At 42.7% G+C, this 14603-nt stretch carries 10 protein-coding genes and 2 pseudogenes; all 12 read left to right on the top strand.

The window, feature by feature from the left end; translation table 11 throughout:
- Positions 1–14 precede the first annotated feature (14 nt).
- The 12 genes and pseudogenes from N4J56_RS05625 (at position 15) to aroF (ending at position 14593) form a co-directional block, all read left to right on the top strand.
- Positions 15–1844, top strand: coding sequence for a glycosyltransferase (locus N4J56_RS05625; protein WP_317105562.1), 1830 nt, complete (start codon positions 15–17; stop codon positions 1842–1844).
- Between the two features lie 19 nt (positions 1845–1863).
- Positions 1864–2697 (top strand): annotated as a pseudogene (locus N4J56_RS05630) (ABC transporter permease).
- A 14-nt stretch (positions 2698–2711) separates the two neighbouring features.
- A pseudogene (locus N4J56_RS40790) lies at positions 2712–4008 on the top strand (ABC transporter ATP-binding protein).
- 48 nt (positions 4009–4056) lie between these two features.
- Positions 4057–5034, top strand: a complete 978-nt coding sequence (locus N4J56_RS05650) for a class I SAM-dependent methyltransferase (RefSeq protein ID WP_317105567.1) — start codon at positions 4057–4059, stop codon at positions 5032–5034.
- Positions 5035–5087: 53 nt separating this feature from the next.
- Positions 5088–5771, top strand: coding sequence for a hypothetical protein (locus tag N4J56_RS05655; protein ID WP_317105568.1), 684 nt, complete (start codon positions 5088–5090; stop codon positions 5769–5771).
- A complete protein-coding gene (locus tag N4J56_RS05660; RefSeq protein ID WP_317105569.1) occupies positions 5762–6436 on the top strand; it encodes a polysaccharide pyruvyl transferase family protein in 675 nt (224 codons plus the stop codon). The genes N4J56_RS05655 and N4J56_RS05660 overlap by 10 nt, the downstream gene beginning before the upstream one ends.
- A 110-nt stretch (positions 6437–6546) precedes the next feature.
- Positions 6547–7716 (top strand): enhanced intracellular survival protein Eis, encoded by a 1170-nt coding sequence (gene eis / locus N4J56_RS05665; RefSeq protein ID WP_317105570.1) that lies wholly within the window; start codon positions 6547–6549, stop codon positions 7714–7716.
- A 219-nt stretch (positions 7717–7935) separates the two neighbouring features.
- A complete protein-coding gene (locus tag N4J56_RS05670; RefSeq protein WP_317105571.1) occupies positions 7936–10134 on the top strand; it encodes an anthranilate synthase in 2199 nt (732 codons plus the stop codon).
- An 80-nt stretch (positions 10135–10214) separates the two neighbouring features.
- Entirely contained in the window at positions 10215–11066 is an 852-nt protein-coding gene (gene trpC / locus N4J56_RS05675) for an indole-3-glycerol phosphate synthase TrpC (RefSeq protein ID WP_317105572.1), read from the top strand.
- Between the two features lie 133 nt (positions 11067–11199).
- The gene (trpA, locus tag N4J56_RS05680) at positions 11200–12036 is read left to right on the top strand and encodes a tryptophan synthase subunit alpha (RefSeq protein ID WP_410500429.1); all 837 of its coding nucleotides are present in this window, start codon (positions 11200–11202) and stop codon (positions 12034–12036) included.
- 58 nt (positions 12037–12094) lie between these two features.
- On the top strand, positions 12095–13333 hold the full coding sequence (gene trpB / locus N4J56_RS05685) for a tryptophan synthase subunit beta (protein ID WP_317105574.1): 1239 nt from the start codon (positions 12095–12097) through the stop codon (positions 13331–13333).
- A gap of 177 nt (positions 13334–13510) precedes the next feature.
- The gene (aroF, locus tag N4J56_RS05690; protein WP_317105575.1) at positions 13511–14593 is read left to right on the top strand and encodes a 3-deoxy-7-phosphoheptulonate synthase; all 1083 of its coding nucleotides are present in this window, start codon (positions 13511–13513) and stop codon (positions 14591–14593) included.
- Positions 14594–14603: the final 10 nt, after the last annotated feature.

Consider the following 14603-nt stretch of genomic DNA (forward strand, 5'->3'; position numbering starts at 1 on the left):
TCGATAGAGGATGTATGTACTACGTAGTAAATCGCATTAACTTTCCGAAAACGGAGGACGCTTTCAACTTATACTTTGCCAGCAGTGAAAGTGGAGATATTGACGTAAACTGCGAGACAGGAAAGATCGCTCTGGCGCAAAATGAGATTGTTTCAACTAACTCTTATTTCAACTCTTTTTATGAAAGCTATTATGCCAAATATACAACTCTAAATTCTCTTTACTATTTGTTGAGGCTCAACGGTGATTTTCAAGTTTCAGTCTATAGAGAAGGGTACGAACGAGAACGAGAATTACTCGGACAAGAGACATTCAAACAGTGCCAAATAACAGATGGCGTTAAAATTGCTTTACCTGGTCTCCAGCAAAGTCATACACCTCAAGGCAGAATTTATTTAGAAATTCAGTGCTTGAGCGATCGCGGCATATTTGTAGAGGGAGCGATCGTCACTGAAGAACAACCTGCGAGAAATATCTCGCTTGCAATTATTAGTTGCACTTTTAAAAAAGAAGCATATATCAAAAATACAGTCAAAACAATTTTTCAAGATCCTTTATTAGCGCATAAATCTTGGCAAGTATTTGTAGTTGATAACGGTCAAACCTTAAGCCAAGATGACTTCCCTGATACTAAACTTCAGTTAATTCCAAATGAAAATCTGGGAGGGAGTGGTGGTTTTACAAAAGGAATGGTGACAGCTTTACAATCCGACTGTTACACTCATCTTTTATTAATGGACGACGATATCTTACTAGATACAGAGGCAATCTATCGTTTATTCGGCATTTACGAATATGCTAAAGAAGATTTTGCTGTCGCTGGTAGTATGCTGGATTTATATAAAAAACATATTTTATATGAGGCTGGAGCCGCATACGATAAAGACCCGCAAAGCTTTAAGCAAGCACCGTTTCGCGTTGCTCCTCTTAAGCACAATCTCGAACTACAAAAAACTGATTCTCTTAACCAACTCTTATCAGAAGATGATATAGATTACGGTGGTTTTTGGTTTTTCGCTGTCCCCAGTCAGTTTGTTAGGGAAATCGGATTTCTCCTACCTTTCTTTATTAAGATAGATGACATGGAATTCGGTCTCAGGATAAAAAGGCGACTGGGTAAGCAGATTGTAGCATTTCCATCTATTGCTGCTTGGCACGAACCATTTTATAGCAAGGTTATCGTATGGGATGGTTATTACTACACTCGCAATAATCTGATTGCGCGAACTATTTATGGAACTATAAAGTATACTAACACGCTGTTTAAATTTACTCAAGATTTAATTTACGCGCTATTGATATTTGAATACAATTATGCCGAAATGATAGTCAGAGCTTTTGAAGATTACCTACAAGGACCAAATCTTCTCAAACAGAACTCTCCCGAAAAATTACACCAAGAAATAGTTCAATTGAGCAAGAGTTATAAGACTCAAACATTACAGCCAAACTATTGTCTAGATGCTCAGCTTAGTCCGCCCAGAACGAAAGCTAAAATTGGACAAAAATTAGCAAGTTTATTGACTATTAACGGTCATTTACTCCCGAATTTTATTCATAGCGATGGCGAAGTCATGCTTTGGCAAAACAGCGCTCATGCTGGAACGATTAGTCGCGTTTTTAGGAAAAAGAAAGTAACCATTTATCGAGAAGAAAATAGTTGTTTATTGCAAAATGAATTAGATAAGCCAATTGGAATTAACTTAATAATACGCTGGTTTAAGATTGTTATTCTAAGTACTAGAAAATGGTCGGCGATTGTGAGAGAGTGGAAAACTGCTGCACCTGAATTGACTTCCATGAGTTTTTGGCAACAATATCTCAAGCTTGAAGAATCAAAATAGGAAACGAAGAAGCGACAGTATGCAGACGAAACCTCAAGAATTGACAATTAAAGCAGGACGCACGGAGGCATTATATTGGCAAGATTTATGGCGCTATCGCGAGTTATTTTACTTCTTAGCTTGGCGAGATATTTTAGTCCGTTATAAACAAACAGCGATTGGCATTACTTGGGCGTTAATTCGACCATTCTTAGCAATGTTAATTTCTACATTTGTTTTTGGGAACTTAGCAAAACTACCTTCTGGTGGCGTACCATATCCACTTCTTGTATTTGCTGCCATGCTACCTTGGCAGTTTTTTGCTAACTCTTTATCAGAGTCTAGCCTCAGTTTAATTAATAATGCTAATTTAGTCTCTAAAATTTATTTTCCTCGGGCGATCGTTCCGGCTAGTTCGGTAATTGTAAGTTTCGTAGATTTGTTAATTTCTGGGATGCTGCTGTTAGCGTTGATGATTTGGTACAATTTTGTCCCAGATTGGCGAATTTTAACGCTACCATTTTTTTTACGGCGATCGCGATCGCGCGCTGCTATGGGTGGTGGATTGTGGTTAGCAGCGTTAAACGTGAGATATCGAGATTTTCGGCACATCGTACCGTTTATCGTTCAGTTTGGTTTCTATATTTCGCCAGTCGCTTACAGTAGTAGCATTATCCCCAAAAATGGCGCTTGCTATACTCGTTAAATCCAATGGTAGGGGTGATTGATGGCTTTCGTTGGGCAACGTTAGGCGGCGCATCAACCATTTATTTACCCGGATTTCTTCTATCTACAATATTAGTTGCTGTACTTTTTAGCCAGTGGCATTTGGTACTTTCGGAAAACCGAACGTACTTTCGCAGATGTTATTTAGTGGGGATTGAGATCGTGTCTGATATTGTATTACGGGTAGAAGATTTAGGCAAAAATATCTCATCAGCCATCAGCAGCCAAACTCAACTTTGCGGGATGCGATCGCTAGTACTACCAAATCTATCAAACATAAATTTTTGGCAAAATCTACAGCTAATAGTTTAGCTGAAGAAGAATTTTGGGCTTTAAAAGTGTTTCTTTTGAAGTCAAACAAGGCGACGTTCTAGGAATTGTCGGTCGCAACGGCGCGGGAAAATCTACATTGCTGAAGCTGTTAAGTCGCATTACCGAACCTACAAAAGGAGAGATTTGGATTCAAGGTAGAGTCGCGAGTCTTTTGGAAGTAGGAACGGGATTTCATCATGAACTTACAGGTCGAGAAAATATTTTTCTCAACGGCTCTATTTTAGGCATGAGTCGAGTTGAAATTAAACAGAAATTTGATGAAATTGTGGCTTTTGCTGAAGTCGAGAAATTTTTAGATACTCCAGTGAAATACTATTCTTCGGGGATGTACGTACGGCTGGCTTTTCGGTTGCGGCTCATCTAGAACCAGAAATTTTAATTGTGGATGAAGTCCTTGCAGTCGGTGACGTGCAATTTCAAAAAAAAATGCTTGGGAAAAATGGGAGATGTTGCCAGAGAAGGACGGACAATTTTATTCGTCAGTCACAGCATGAGTACGGTAGAATCTCTCTGCAATCGAGGTGTTTTACTTGAATCTGGTATTGTCAGTTTAAATGCTAGTTCTGAAGAAGTTGTCAGAGCTTACCTAGAAAAAGCTTACGGTACAGCTAAAGAACTTCCCTTAAGTCAAAGAAGAGATCGGAGTGGTTCGGGAAGAATACGAGTTTCTAGTTTTAAACTTTTAAACGAACAAGGCGAAGAAGAACCAGCATTACAATCGGGAAAAAACTATGATTTTGCAATTGGCTATTCAAATAATACGGGAGAGCGTTTGAATAACGTCGTTGTTTGTGTAGATTTGATTGACGAGCGCGGCGTTAGAGTCATTTTATTAAAAAGTACTTTTACCAATCATAACCTCACGCTGAATTCCGACAGAGGTTATATTTTATGTCGCGTCAAGAATTTTCCTTTAGTTCAAGGTATGTATCGGGTAACATTACATCTAGCTCATGCCGATAGAGAAGTACTCGACCACATAGAGGACGCTGCAAATGTTAGCGTGGATGGAGGTGATTTCTTTGGTACAGGTAATCCTGGTATTCCCAACCTCTGCAAGTTTTTAGTTAACGCTGATTGGTCGACAACTTCGGCTAATTCTAACTCTTACACGCAATCAATTTAATTCTGACTTCTGACTTGGAGACTTTTTTTACTTACTTAGGAAACAACTATGGCTGTAGAATCGATAACGGAAGATTTGTACTCACTCGAACACTTATCTCATAGATTTCAAGTTACACCAGAGCGCATCGCTCAAATTGCTACAGGAAGAAACTTAAAGCAACACCAAATTAGCGGTCAATTGTATTTACAAAAAAATGAAGTTCAGCAGTTAATAGAGGAATTATTCCCAGATGTTAACGATGAGAGACGGGGTTATAAAGTTCCAGATTACTTACAAAATAGTCCTCATGCCTGGGCAAAAACTCTAGTTAAAATGTATCGGGAAAAATTTACTTACCCTGCTTCTGTTTCACCATCGCAAGGAGAGTTTTTAAAATCTCTTACGGGCAATATTGCCCCAAAAAATGTAGTAGAAATTGGTTGTTTTACGGGAATTTCTACAATTTGGCTAGCTGCTGGTTTAGAACAAGCCGGAGGCGTGGGAAATATTAATTCAATCGATCTATTTGAGGATATCATACCCGCTCCCCCCTATCATCGTGCCTACTTACCTAATCCACTAGAATACGCTCAAAATTCTGTAGCAAATGCCCAACTAGCACATCGAGTTAAGTTTCATAAATCGAACTCAGTAGCTGTAGGAGAAAGAATTCATGAAATTCTGAGCGAACCGATAGATTTTATCTATATTGACGGAGATCATACTAAAGAAGGATGTGAAAAAGATTTTCTACTTTTTTACCCTCATGTAGCGATTGACGGATATATCGTGTTGCATGACATTTATCCAGAATATTGTAACTGGGATGGACCTCGATATGTGATTGATAAATATATTAAAACCTCTCCTCATTTCGAGTTAATGGAAGTTAAGACTAGTCCAGTTAATTACGGTATGGCAGTAATTCGTAAAGTGAGTCACGATAAAAGTTTGGATTTACGTACCAAGCTAAAAAATACAGCTTTGTGGCAAGGAATCAAAGACAAGCCATTGGGTATTTTTATTAAGAAGAATTTTTTTTAAAAATCTTATTGTTCGCTCCTCTATAACTCCAAAAAATTGGGAGAAGCATTTTTGTGAATCAAAAGAAAAAAATTTATCTCAGAGGTGCTTACAATTTATATAACTTTGGAGACGATCTTTTACTCATCTCAACTATAGAATTTTTCAACAAGCACCTGAGACTAACCCGAGAGAATTTAGAATTATATGGCTCGAAAAACTTTGAATCGCTATCGCAACTCAAATTTGACAGCGATTTAGAGTTAAAGCATTCGGTAGAGTGGTCGGATATCATTTACCGAATTAACTTGAAACTAGAACGGTTGCGAATACCAATTCAATTCCCCTTGGTCGTACATCAACTCCTCGGACATGTCTTGAGAGGAGAATGGTTAGAACAATCGCGGTTTTTAAGCTTTTGTCAAGTAGTAGCGATCGCAATTATTATTTTTACTGACACCATTTCATATAAATTATTTCAAAAAGCTCTGTTTACCAAAGAATATATCAACTTTTTAAAGCAACTAGATGTCATTCACTACATAGGTGGAGGATACCTCAACGAACGCTGGTTAGAGGTAATTATTTATGAATATATAACTATTAGTTTAGCACGCAGTTTTAATCCTAAAATAAAAGTTATTGGAACGGGATTAGGATTGGGACCTTTTAAAAATAGAGCTAGTCTCATAATTTTCAGCTTTTTGTCAGAAGATTTAATTATTTGTTCGTCAGAGAATCAGCATCTTTGTCGATAGTTAAAAATTTAAAGATTGACGCGATCGCGAAAGTTTTGGGCGACGATGTTATTTTGCTTTTGCCTATACTCGCTCGGCTGAAATTCGAGCAACGCAATCACAATCGTAGTTCAAATCCGATTACAGCTATTAATCTGAAATCTTTTCCAGACTATAACTATAATTTAATTAAAATAAGTTTAGAAAACTATCTCAAACAGTTGCTAGACAATCAAAATTTTCAACCAGAATACTTTTGTTTTGGTAGAGAACCTGGTCCAGGCGATCGCAATTTACTCGAAATCCTCGATCGCTATTATCAAGATAGTTTAGTTATTCGCGATCCTTATGAAGAGGGATGGCGCAGTTTTTTAAGTCGCTTGGCTGGCGCTCGTGTAGGAATCGGTTGTGCATACCACTTTAATATAATCCTAGCTCTGTTTAATATCCCTACTGTAGGAATTTACTCTGGAAGTTATTACAAACAAAAAATAGTAGGAGTTATGCAACTCCTGAGCCAAGATACACTCGTACTATCACTTGATGAGTTGGGATTGGAAAAAGATTTAGCCGAGGTTGTAAATATAGCGATTAATGCTCATACATCAGGAGAAAATAAATTAGAGCAGATGTATACAGCCATGAGGCGGGAATATGTCAAGGCTTATAAAAGTATTTTGAGTTAAGTTGAGCGATTAAGTACTAGAGTACGCTACGTTACGCTATTGCGAGGAAAAATTCAACGCAGATCCACATGTAGTATAATTGTAGTTTGTTGCGAGCTAGTAACAAACTTATGATTTATGAATTCACCTACGGCAAGCTGGCAGATGAGACAGAGAAACGGCAACTGGGGCAGATTCTCGAACAATGTTTTATAGGCTCTCCCAACGATACTGAGTCATACATTAACGGTATTGGGGTAGAAAATTTTCGCGTTATCCGGCAAGCCAAAACAGTTGTGGGAGGTTTGGGGCTACTACCGATGGGACAGTGGTATGGTGGGATCTGCGTGCCGATGACAGGAATTGCCGCTGTGGGGATCGCGCCAGAATACCGGGGTTCGGGGGCGGCGATCGCTCTGATGCAAAATGTAGTACGGGAACTGCATTCGAGTGGAATACCGCTCTCGGTACTTTATCCAGCCACGCAATACTTGTATAGAAAAGCTGGTTACGAACAAGGTGGAAGTCAATGCGGCTGGGAAATTTCGACTCAGAGTATTCAGGTAAAAGAGCAGCCGCTACCTGCTATACGTGTAGAACTAGATAATTTTGAATGGCAAAAGCTATATCAGCAGCAGGCAAAGTTAAACAACGGTAATCTCGAACGTCACCAGTCGATTTGGCAAAGACTGATTCAGTCAGATGCAAAAGAAACCGTTTATGCTTATTTACTAGGTTCATTAGATCGACCCCAAGGCTATATTATTTTTCGTCAACGTAGAGGAGAAAATAAGTCCTATTTGGTGGTGAAAGATTGGGCTATTCTTACCACAGCAGCAGCAAAAAGTTTTTGGGCTTTTCTTGCCAAACACCGTTCGCAAATTGATAAGGTGCAATGGCGGAGTTCAGTAGTTGAATCTTTGAGTTTATTGCTACCAGAGCAAAGTCTCAAACTTGAGTTTGTTCAGCGTTGGCTACTACGAATTGTGAGTGTAGAAAAGGCTTTATCTGCAAGGGGTTATCCTTCTGGTATCGAATCAGAACTGCATTTAGAAGTGCATGACGATCTGTTAGAAGCAAACCAGGGCAAGTTTATTCTGTCTGTAGCAAACGGACGGGGTGAGGTAACAAGAGGTGGTAGAGGTGAGATGAAGTTAGATGTGCGCGGTTTAGCACCGTTGTATACAAACTTATTCACTCCCCAACAACTACAGCAATCGGGATATCTCCAGGCTACCAGCGTCGCCACAGCAACCACTCTATTTACTAACTCATCGCCTTGGATGCCTGATTTCTTCTAGTGAAAGTCCTGTTTTAGCAAGATCGAAAAAAATCGCAAGCCTATCGAAACAATTCTCATAGTAAGGCTTGCTGGATTTTTATAAGCTTTTCTCTAACGGACAAAATAAAAGAGACGTTACATGTAACGTCTGTACAAAGTTATTAGCGATCGATTACCAATTACCACGCACCACTCCATCAATCCCTGTTTGCATCCCAAATATCTTTTAGCTCTCCGTATGATACCTGATTCCCACTGCTATATAACCGAAGGCGGTATTCGCGTTTCTTACTCTACCACTGAGATACCAGTCGATTCTGCGATCGCAGAGGTGTTATTGCGCCTCAATTCTCAGCGGGGAGGGGTATTGACGAGTAGCTATGAATATCCTGGGCGTTACAAGCGATGGGCGATTGGCTTTGTCAATCCACCCTTGGAACTTGCTACCCGCGAGAATGCTTTTACTCTGAGGGCGCATAACGATCGCGGCGTGGTTTTATTACCATATTTGGCAGCGCGTCTATCTGAAGATGCACAACTAGAAACAGTCCAGCTAGAAAACAATTGTATTGTTGGCACGGTTAAATTAGCCGAAAGAATATATTCCGAGGAAGAACGCAGCAGGCAACCATCTGTTTTCACCGTAATTCGTCAGTTATTACATACTTTCCACAGTAGCGAAGACGATCGCTTAGGCTTGTATGGTGCATTCGGCTACGATTTGGTATTTCAGTTTGAGTCAATGCCAAAGTTGCATTCTCGTCCCACAGACCAACGAGACTTAGTATTATATTTGCCAGATGAACTCGTCGTTGTCGATCGCTATCAACAAACGGCGTTTCGCTATCAGTATGAGTTTGAGATAGATAACAGCAGCACCAGAGGTTTACCGCGTACAGGTGAATCTATGGATTATCAGGGTCAACACCTAACTCCAGCCCAAGATTGCGATCGCGCCCCTGGTGAATATGCTCAACTGGTAAGAGAAGCACTAGGCTACTTTCAAAGAGGCGATCTATTTGAAGTTGTCCCCAGCCAAACTTTTTTTGCTGCTTGCGAAGCATCTCCCGCCCAGTTATTTCAAACATTACAGCAAGTCAATCCCAGTCCCTACGGGTTTATTTTTAACTTAGGTAGTGAATATTTAATTGGTTCGTCTCCAGAAATGTTCGTGCGGGTGGAAGGTAAGCATATTGAAACCTGCCCGATTAGCGGCACGATCGAGCGCGGACAGGATGCGATCGAAGATGCAGAACAAATTCGTCAGTTGCTCAACTCCCGCAAAGATGAAGCCGAACTAACGATGTGTACTGATGTCGATCGCAACGATAAATCGCGGATTTGCGAACCCGGATCGGTACAAGTGATCGGTCGCCGCCAGATCGAATTGTACAGTCACCTGATTCATACAGTCGATCACGTAGAAGGACAACTGCGACCGGAATTCGATGCTTTAGATGCCTTTTTAACGCATACTTGGGCAGTGACAGTGACAGGCGCACCCAAACGCGCTGCAATGCAGTTTATCGAGCGGCACGAACCCAGTTCTCGGCGTTGGTATGGTGGTGCAGTTGGCTGGTTAAACTTCAACGGTAACTTAAATACAGGGCTGATCTTACGCACGATTAGATTGCAAGATGCGATCGCCGAAGTTAGAGTTGGCGCTACCGTCTTGTATGACTCAATTCCAGAAGCAGAAGCGCAAGAAACTATTACGAAAGCTGCTGCCATGTTTGAAACCATCAATCGCGCTCACCAGATCGGTGACGATTTGTCAAGCAAAACAAAAAAATTAACCAGCGATCGCCCGCAACAGCGTCCATACGTGCTGCTGATTGACTACGAAGACTCCTTTGTTCACACCCTCGCCAACTACATTCGCCAAACTGGGGCGATCGTCAAAACACTACGTCACGGCTTTAGCGAAACAGTTTTCGACACCGAGCGTCCAGATTTGGTAGTCTTTTCACCGGGTCCTGGTAGACCGAGGGATTTTCGCGTTCCAGACACAGTTGTAGCCTGCATCAATCGACAAATTCCGATCTTTGGCGTTTGTTTGGGACTACAAGGAATTGTCGAAGCTTTTGGCGGAGAACTAGGAGTACTGAGTTATCCTCAACACGGCAAAGTTTCTCGCGTTTTTGTGACAGATTCAGAGTCTCATTTGTTCGAGAACTTACCCACATCCTTTGAAGTCGGTAGATACCATTCATTATTTGCGCTACCAAAACTTTTACCCCCAGATTTAAAGGTTACGGCAATTTCTCATGATGACGTAATTATGGGCATCGAGCATCGAGAAATGCCAATTGCTGCAGTTCAGTTTCACCCCGAATCAATCATGACCCTAACGGGAGACATTGGCTTAAGAATTGTCACAAATATTGTTGGCAATTATACGCAACTTCAAGCATCAAAATCTGTTGTTGTTAGGTAATTGGTAATCGGTAATTGCGTGTAGCTAGTAACTAATTTTAACTTTTGACTTTTGACTTAACCCTCATACCCGAGTTTTCAATGGCTACTATCGAAATCAATCATCAGGTTGCATCTAACAGTAAATCGCGTCATATTTTGGCTGAAATTGTGTGGCATAAACAGCAAGAAGTTGTTCAACTGCAAGCAGATATGCCATTAGCTGAGTTGCAAAAACAGGTCAACGATACACCGTGGGCAGAAGACTTTTTGATGGCGATCGAGCAAAGCGATCGCCAACCAAGTTTGATTGCCGAAGTCAAAAAAGCATCGCCAAGTAAAGGAGTTATCTGTGCTGACTTCGATCCGGTAAAAATTGCCCAAGCATACGAACAAAGTGGCGCAACCTGTATTTCAGTTTTGACCGATCGCAAATTCTTTCAAGGCAGTTTTGACAATCTGCGGAAAATTCGGCAAAGTGTGGCACTACCGCTATTATGCAAAGAGTTCGTTATCGATCCGTATCAAATTTATCTAGCGCGAGCTGCTGGAGCAGATGCAGTATTGCTAATTGCAGCCATTTTATCAGATAGCAGTTTGCAAAACTTTTTAAAAATTGCTCATGAATTGGGCATGACTGCTCTAGTTGAAGTACACACACTTGGCGAACTCGATCGCGTACTAGCACTATCCGATGTGCGCCTGATTGGAATTAACAATCGCAATCTAGAAAACTTTCACGTCGATTTGGAAACAACACGGCTACTAATGGCACAGCGTCGGCAACAAATTAGCGATTTGGGCATTACCGTTGTCAGCGAGTCTGGTTTGCATACAGCTGAAGATTTATCCCTGGTTGCCAACGCTGGCGTTCGTGCAGTTCTAGTCGGAGAGTCGCTCGTTAAACAACCCGATGTAGAACAAGCTGTAAGGAAATTAGTGAGTTGTGAGTAGTCAGTAGTGAGTGGCTAATGATTGGTGGCTAGTGGCTAGTTTTATTCTCTGCCTCAGCTCCCCTACACCTGAAGCCCCTCTGCTTCCTTATCCCCCTTGTCCTCCTTGTCCCCCTTGTCCTTCCCCAGCCCCTATGATTTCAGATCGCTTCCAATCTTTACGCAGCCGCCAAGAGTGCGCTTTGATTCCTTTTATTACAGCTGGCGATCCTTACTTAGAAACGACGGCTGAAGCTTTATATACTCTCGATCGCCACGGTGCAGATTTCATCGAGTTGGGCGTTCCCTATGCCGATCCACTGGCTGATGGACCTGTAATTCAGGCAGCAGCGACTCGTGCGTTGCAAAGAGGTACGCGCTTAGAGCAGGTGCTAGAAATGGTAGCAACTGTCAGCCCTAACCTCAAAGCACCGTTGATTTTATTTACCTACTACAACCCGATTTTAAACCGAGGCGTTCGTGCCTTTTGTCAACAAATTGCCAGCGCTGGGGTGCGGGGGTTAGTCGTGCCGGATTTACCTCTAGAAGAAGCGACAGAGTTAATTCAAGCTGCGGCTGATTCTGGCATTGAGACCACCTTACTCGTAGCGCCTACCAGCTCTCCCGAAAGGATAGCCGCGATCGCTCGTCAATCGCAAGGTTTTATCTACCTTGTTAGCGTTACGGGTGTAACGGGGGTGCGATCGCACTTACAAGAACGGGTAAAAACTTTGTTAACAGACATGCGTCGCATTACCGATAAACCGATTGGTGTTGGTTTTGGGATTTCTGGAGCCGAACAAGCACGTCAGGTCAAAGATTGGGGCGCAGATGCGGCGATCGTCGGTAGCGCCTTTGTCAAACATTTAGCAGCCGCAAATTCATCTGACGGATTGCAGGCGATCGCTCAATTGTGTCGAGAACTAAAATCAGCAATTTCTGTGAGGAGTGAGGAGCAAGGAGTGAGGAGCGAGGGGTTAGTTATGAGTTGATTCCGAATACCCAATTTACAACTTACCAATTACCCATTACCCATTACCCATAAAAACCGTGGTTAGCATCAGAGAAACTAATAATCTTTCAGCACAAGTACAACCCGATTCCCTGGGTCGGTTTGGGCGTTTCGGTGGGAAGTACGTGCCGGAAACATTAATGCCTGCACTAACCGAACTAGAAGCAGCCTACGCACAATATCGGGTCGATCCCAGCTTTCAGGCTGAGTTGCAACAACTACTGCATGACTATGTTGGCAGACCCAGCCCTTTGTATTTTGCCGAGCGTTTGACCCAACACTACCTACGACCTGATGGCACGGGAGCGCAGATTTATTTGAAGCGGGAAGACTTAAACCATACGGGCGCTCACAAAATCAATAATGCTCTCGCTCAAGTTTTATTAGCAAAACGGATGGGCAAGCAAAGAATTATTGCTGAGACGGGAGCAGGTCAGCATGGGGTTGCAACTGCTACTGTTTGCGCTCGCTTTGGGTTGCAGTGCATCGTCTACATGGGCATTCACGACATGGAACGGCAAGCCCTAAATGTATTTCGGATGCGGCTGATGGGGACGGAGGTGCGCCCAGTAGAGGCAGGTACGGGAACGTTAAAAGATGCAACTTCGGAGGCAATTCGAGATTGGGTCACAAACGTAGAATCAACTCATTATATTTTAGGTTCCGTTGCTGGACCTCATCCCTATCCGATGATGGTACGAGACTTTCATGCTGTTATTGGTACGGAAACTCGCGCCCAATGTCAGCAAAAATGGGGCGGGTTGCCAGATATTCTCTTAGCTTGCGTCGGGGGAGGCTCTAACGCAATTGGAATGTTCTACGAATTTGTCAACGAACCAACAGTACGATTAATTGGAGTTGAAGCAGCAGGGGAAGGGGTAAGTACGGAAAAACACGCAGCAACACTCACGCAAGGACGAGTTGGCGTGTTGCACGGTGCAATGAGTTACTTACTTCAAGACGAAGACGGTCAAGTTATAGAAGCACATTCAATTAGTGCTGGACTAGACTATCCAGGAGTGGGTCCCGAACACAGCTATTTAAAGGATATCGGACGCGGCGAATATTACAGCGTCACGGATGCCCAAGCATTAGATGCATTCAAGAATTTGGCTCAACTAGAGGGGATTATTCCAGCTCTAGAGACAGCCCACGCGATCGCCTATTTAGATATTCTCTGTCCGCAATTAAGTGGCAGTCCACGTATTGTCATCAACTGCTCTGGACGTGGCGATAAGGACGTACAAACTGTCGTGAAGTTAGGGATTGGCAGCTAGGGTTACAATTCAAAATTCAAAATTCAAAATTTCTCTACACCCTACACCCAGATAGCGCCAGTTGCTCATGGGGGGAACCCCCAAGACCGCACTGGCTCCCCCACACCCTTTCTTCACTAGCCACTAGTCACCAGCCACTAGTCACTGATAACTAACAAATTAACAGGAAGATTAAATATGATCGTAGTAATGAAAAGCGGTACTCCAGAAGAGGAAATCGCTCGAATTTCTGAAGAGTTAAGTAATTGGGGTTTGAAAGTAGAAAAAAGTGTTGGTAAACACAAAATTGTCCTCGGTTTAGTTGGGAACACAGCTGAATTAGATCCGTTCCGAGTCCAAGAACTCAGTCCTTGGATCGAACAAGTCGTGCGGGTTGAACAACCATTCAAGCGCGTCAGCCGCGAGTTTCGCCACGGCGAACCCAGTGAAGTTGTGGTATCCACTCCAAATGGTTTCGTCCCTTTTGGAGAACACCACCCGCTCGTAACGATCGCAGGTCCTTGCTCGGTAGAAAACGAAGAGATGATCGTGTATACCGCACAAAGAGTCAAGGCAGCAGGCGCGAAGTTCCTGCGCGGTGGTGCTTACAAACCTCGTACATCCCCTTATGCATTTCAAGGTCATGGCGAGAGTGCTTTAAATTTACTTATTGCAGCCCGCGATGCTACGGGTTTAGGAATTATCACTGAAGTCATGGACACTGCCGATCTGGACAAGGTTGCAGCCGTGGCAGATATCGTACAGGTAGGGGCGAGAAATATGCAGAATTTTCCCCTCCTCAAGAAGGTAGGAGCGCAGGATAAACCAGTGTTTCTCAAACGGGGAATGTCAGCCACGATTGAAGAGTGGCTGATGGCAGCAGAATACATCATGGCAGCAGGCAACTCGAATGTAATTCTCTGCGAACGAGGGATTCGCGGTTTCGATCGCCAGTATGCACGGAATACACTCGATTTATCAGTTATTCCCGTGTTGCGAGCGCTCACCCATCTACCAATCGCGATCGATCCCAGCCACGGTACGGGTAAAGCCGAGTACGTCCCCTCAATGGCAATGGCAGCGATCGCAGCAGGTACGGATTCGTTAATGATCGAAGTCCATCCCAATCCCGCCAAAGCTTTATCCGATGGACCTCAATCACTCACTCCAGAACGGTTCGATTCCTTGATGCAAGAACTCGCCGTTGTCGGTAAAGCCATGAATCGCTGGACTAAAGAATCAGTGAACAGTTATCAGTTACCAGTTGTCAGTGGAAAGTGAGTATTTGTAG

Origin of the sequence: Chroococcidiopsis sp. SAG 2025 (assembly GCF_032860985.1) — a bacterium.
GTDB lineage: Bacteria > Cyanobacteriota > Cyanobacteriia > Cyanobacteriales > Chroococcidiopsidaceae > Chroococcidiopsis.

What these genes read in the sequence shown, in the direction of transcription:
- trpC (WP_317105572.1), top strand. Translation starts at nt 10,215, where the DNA reads ATGGCTACTATCGAAATCAATCATCAGGTTGCATCTAACAGTAAATCG.
- N4J56_RS05670 (WP_317105571.1), top strand. Translation starts at nt 7,936, where the DNA reads ATGATACCTGATTCCCACTGCTATATAACCGAAGGCGGTATTCGCGTT.
- N4J56_RS05650 (WP_317105567.1), top strand. Translation starts at nt 4,057, where the DNA reads ATGGCTGTAGAATCGATAACGGAAGATTTGTACTCACTCGAACACTTA.
- N4J56_RS05625 (WP_317105562.1), top strand. Translation starts at nt 15, where the DNA reads ATGTACTACGTAGTAAATCGCATTAACTTTCCGAAAACGGAGGACGCT.
- eis (WP_317105570.1), top strand. Translation starts at nt 6,547, where the DNA reads ATGATTTATGAATTCACCTACGGCAAGCTGGCAGATGAGACAGAGAAA.
- aroF (WP_317105575.1), top strand. Translation starts at nt 13,511, where the DNA reads ATGATCGTAGTAATGAAAAGCGGTACTCCAGAAGAGGAAATCGCTCGA.
- trpA (WP_410500429.1), top strand. Translation starts at nt 11,200, where the DNA reads ATGATTTCAGATCGCTTCCAATCTTTACGCAGCCGCCAAGAGTGCGCT.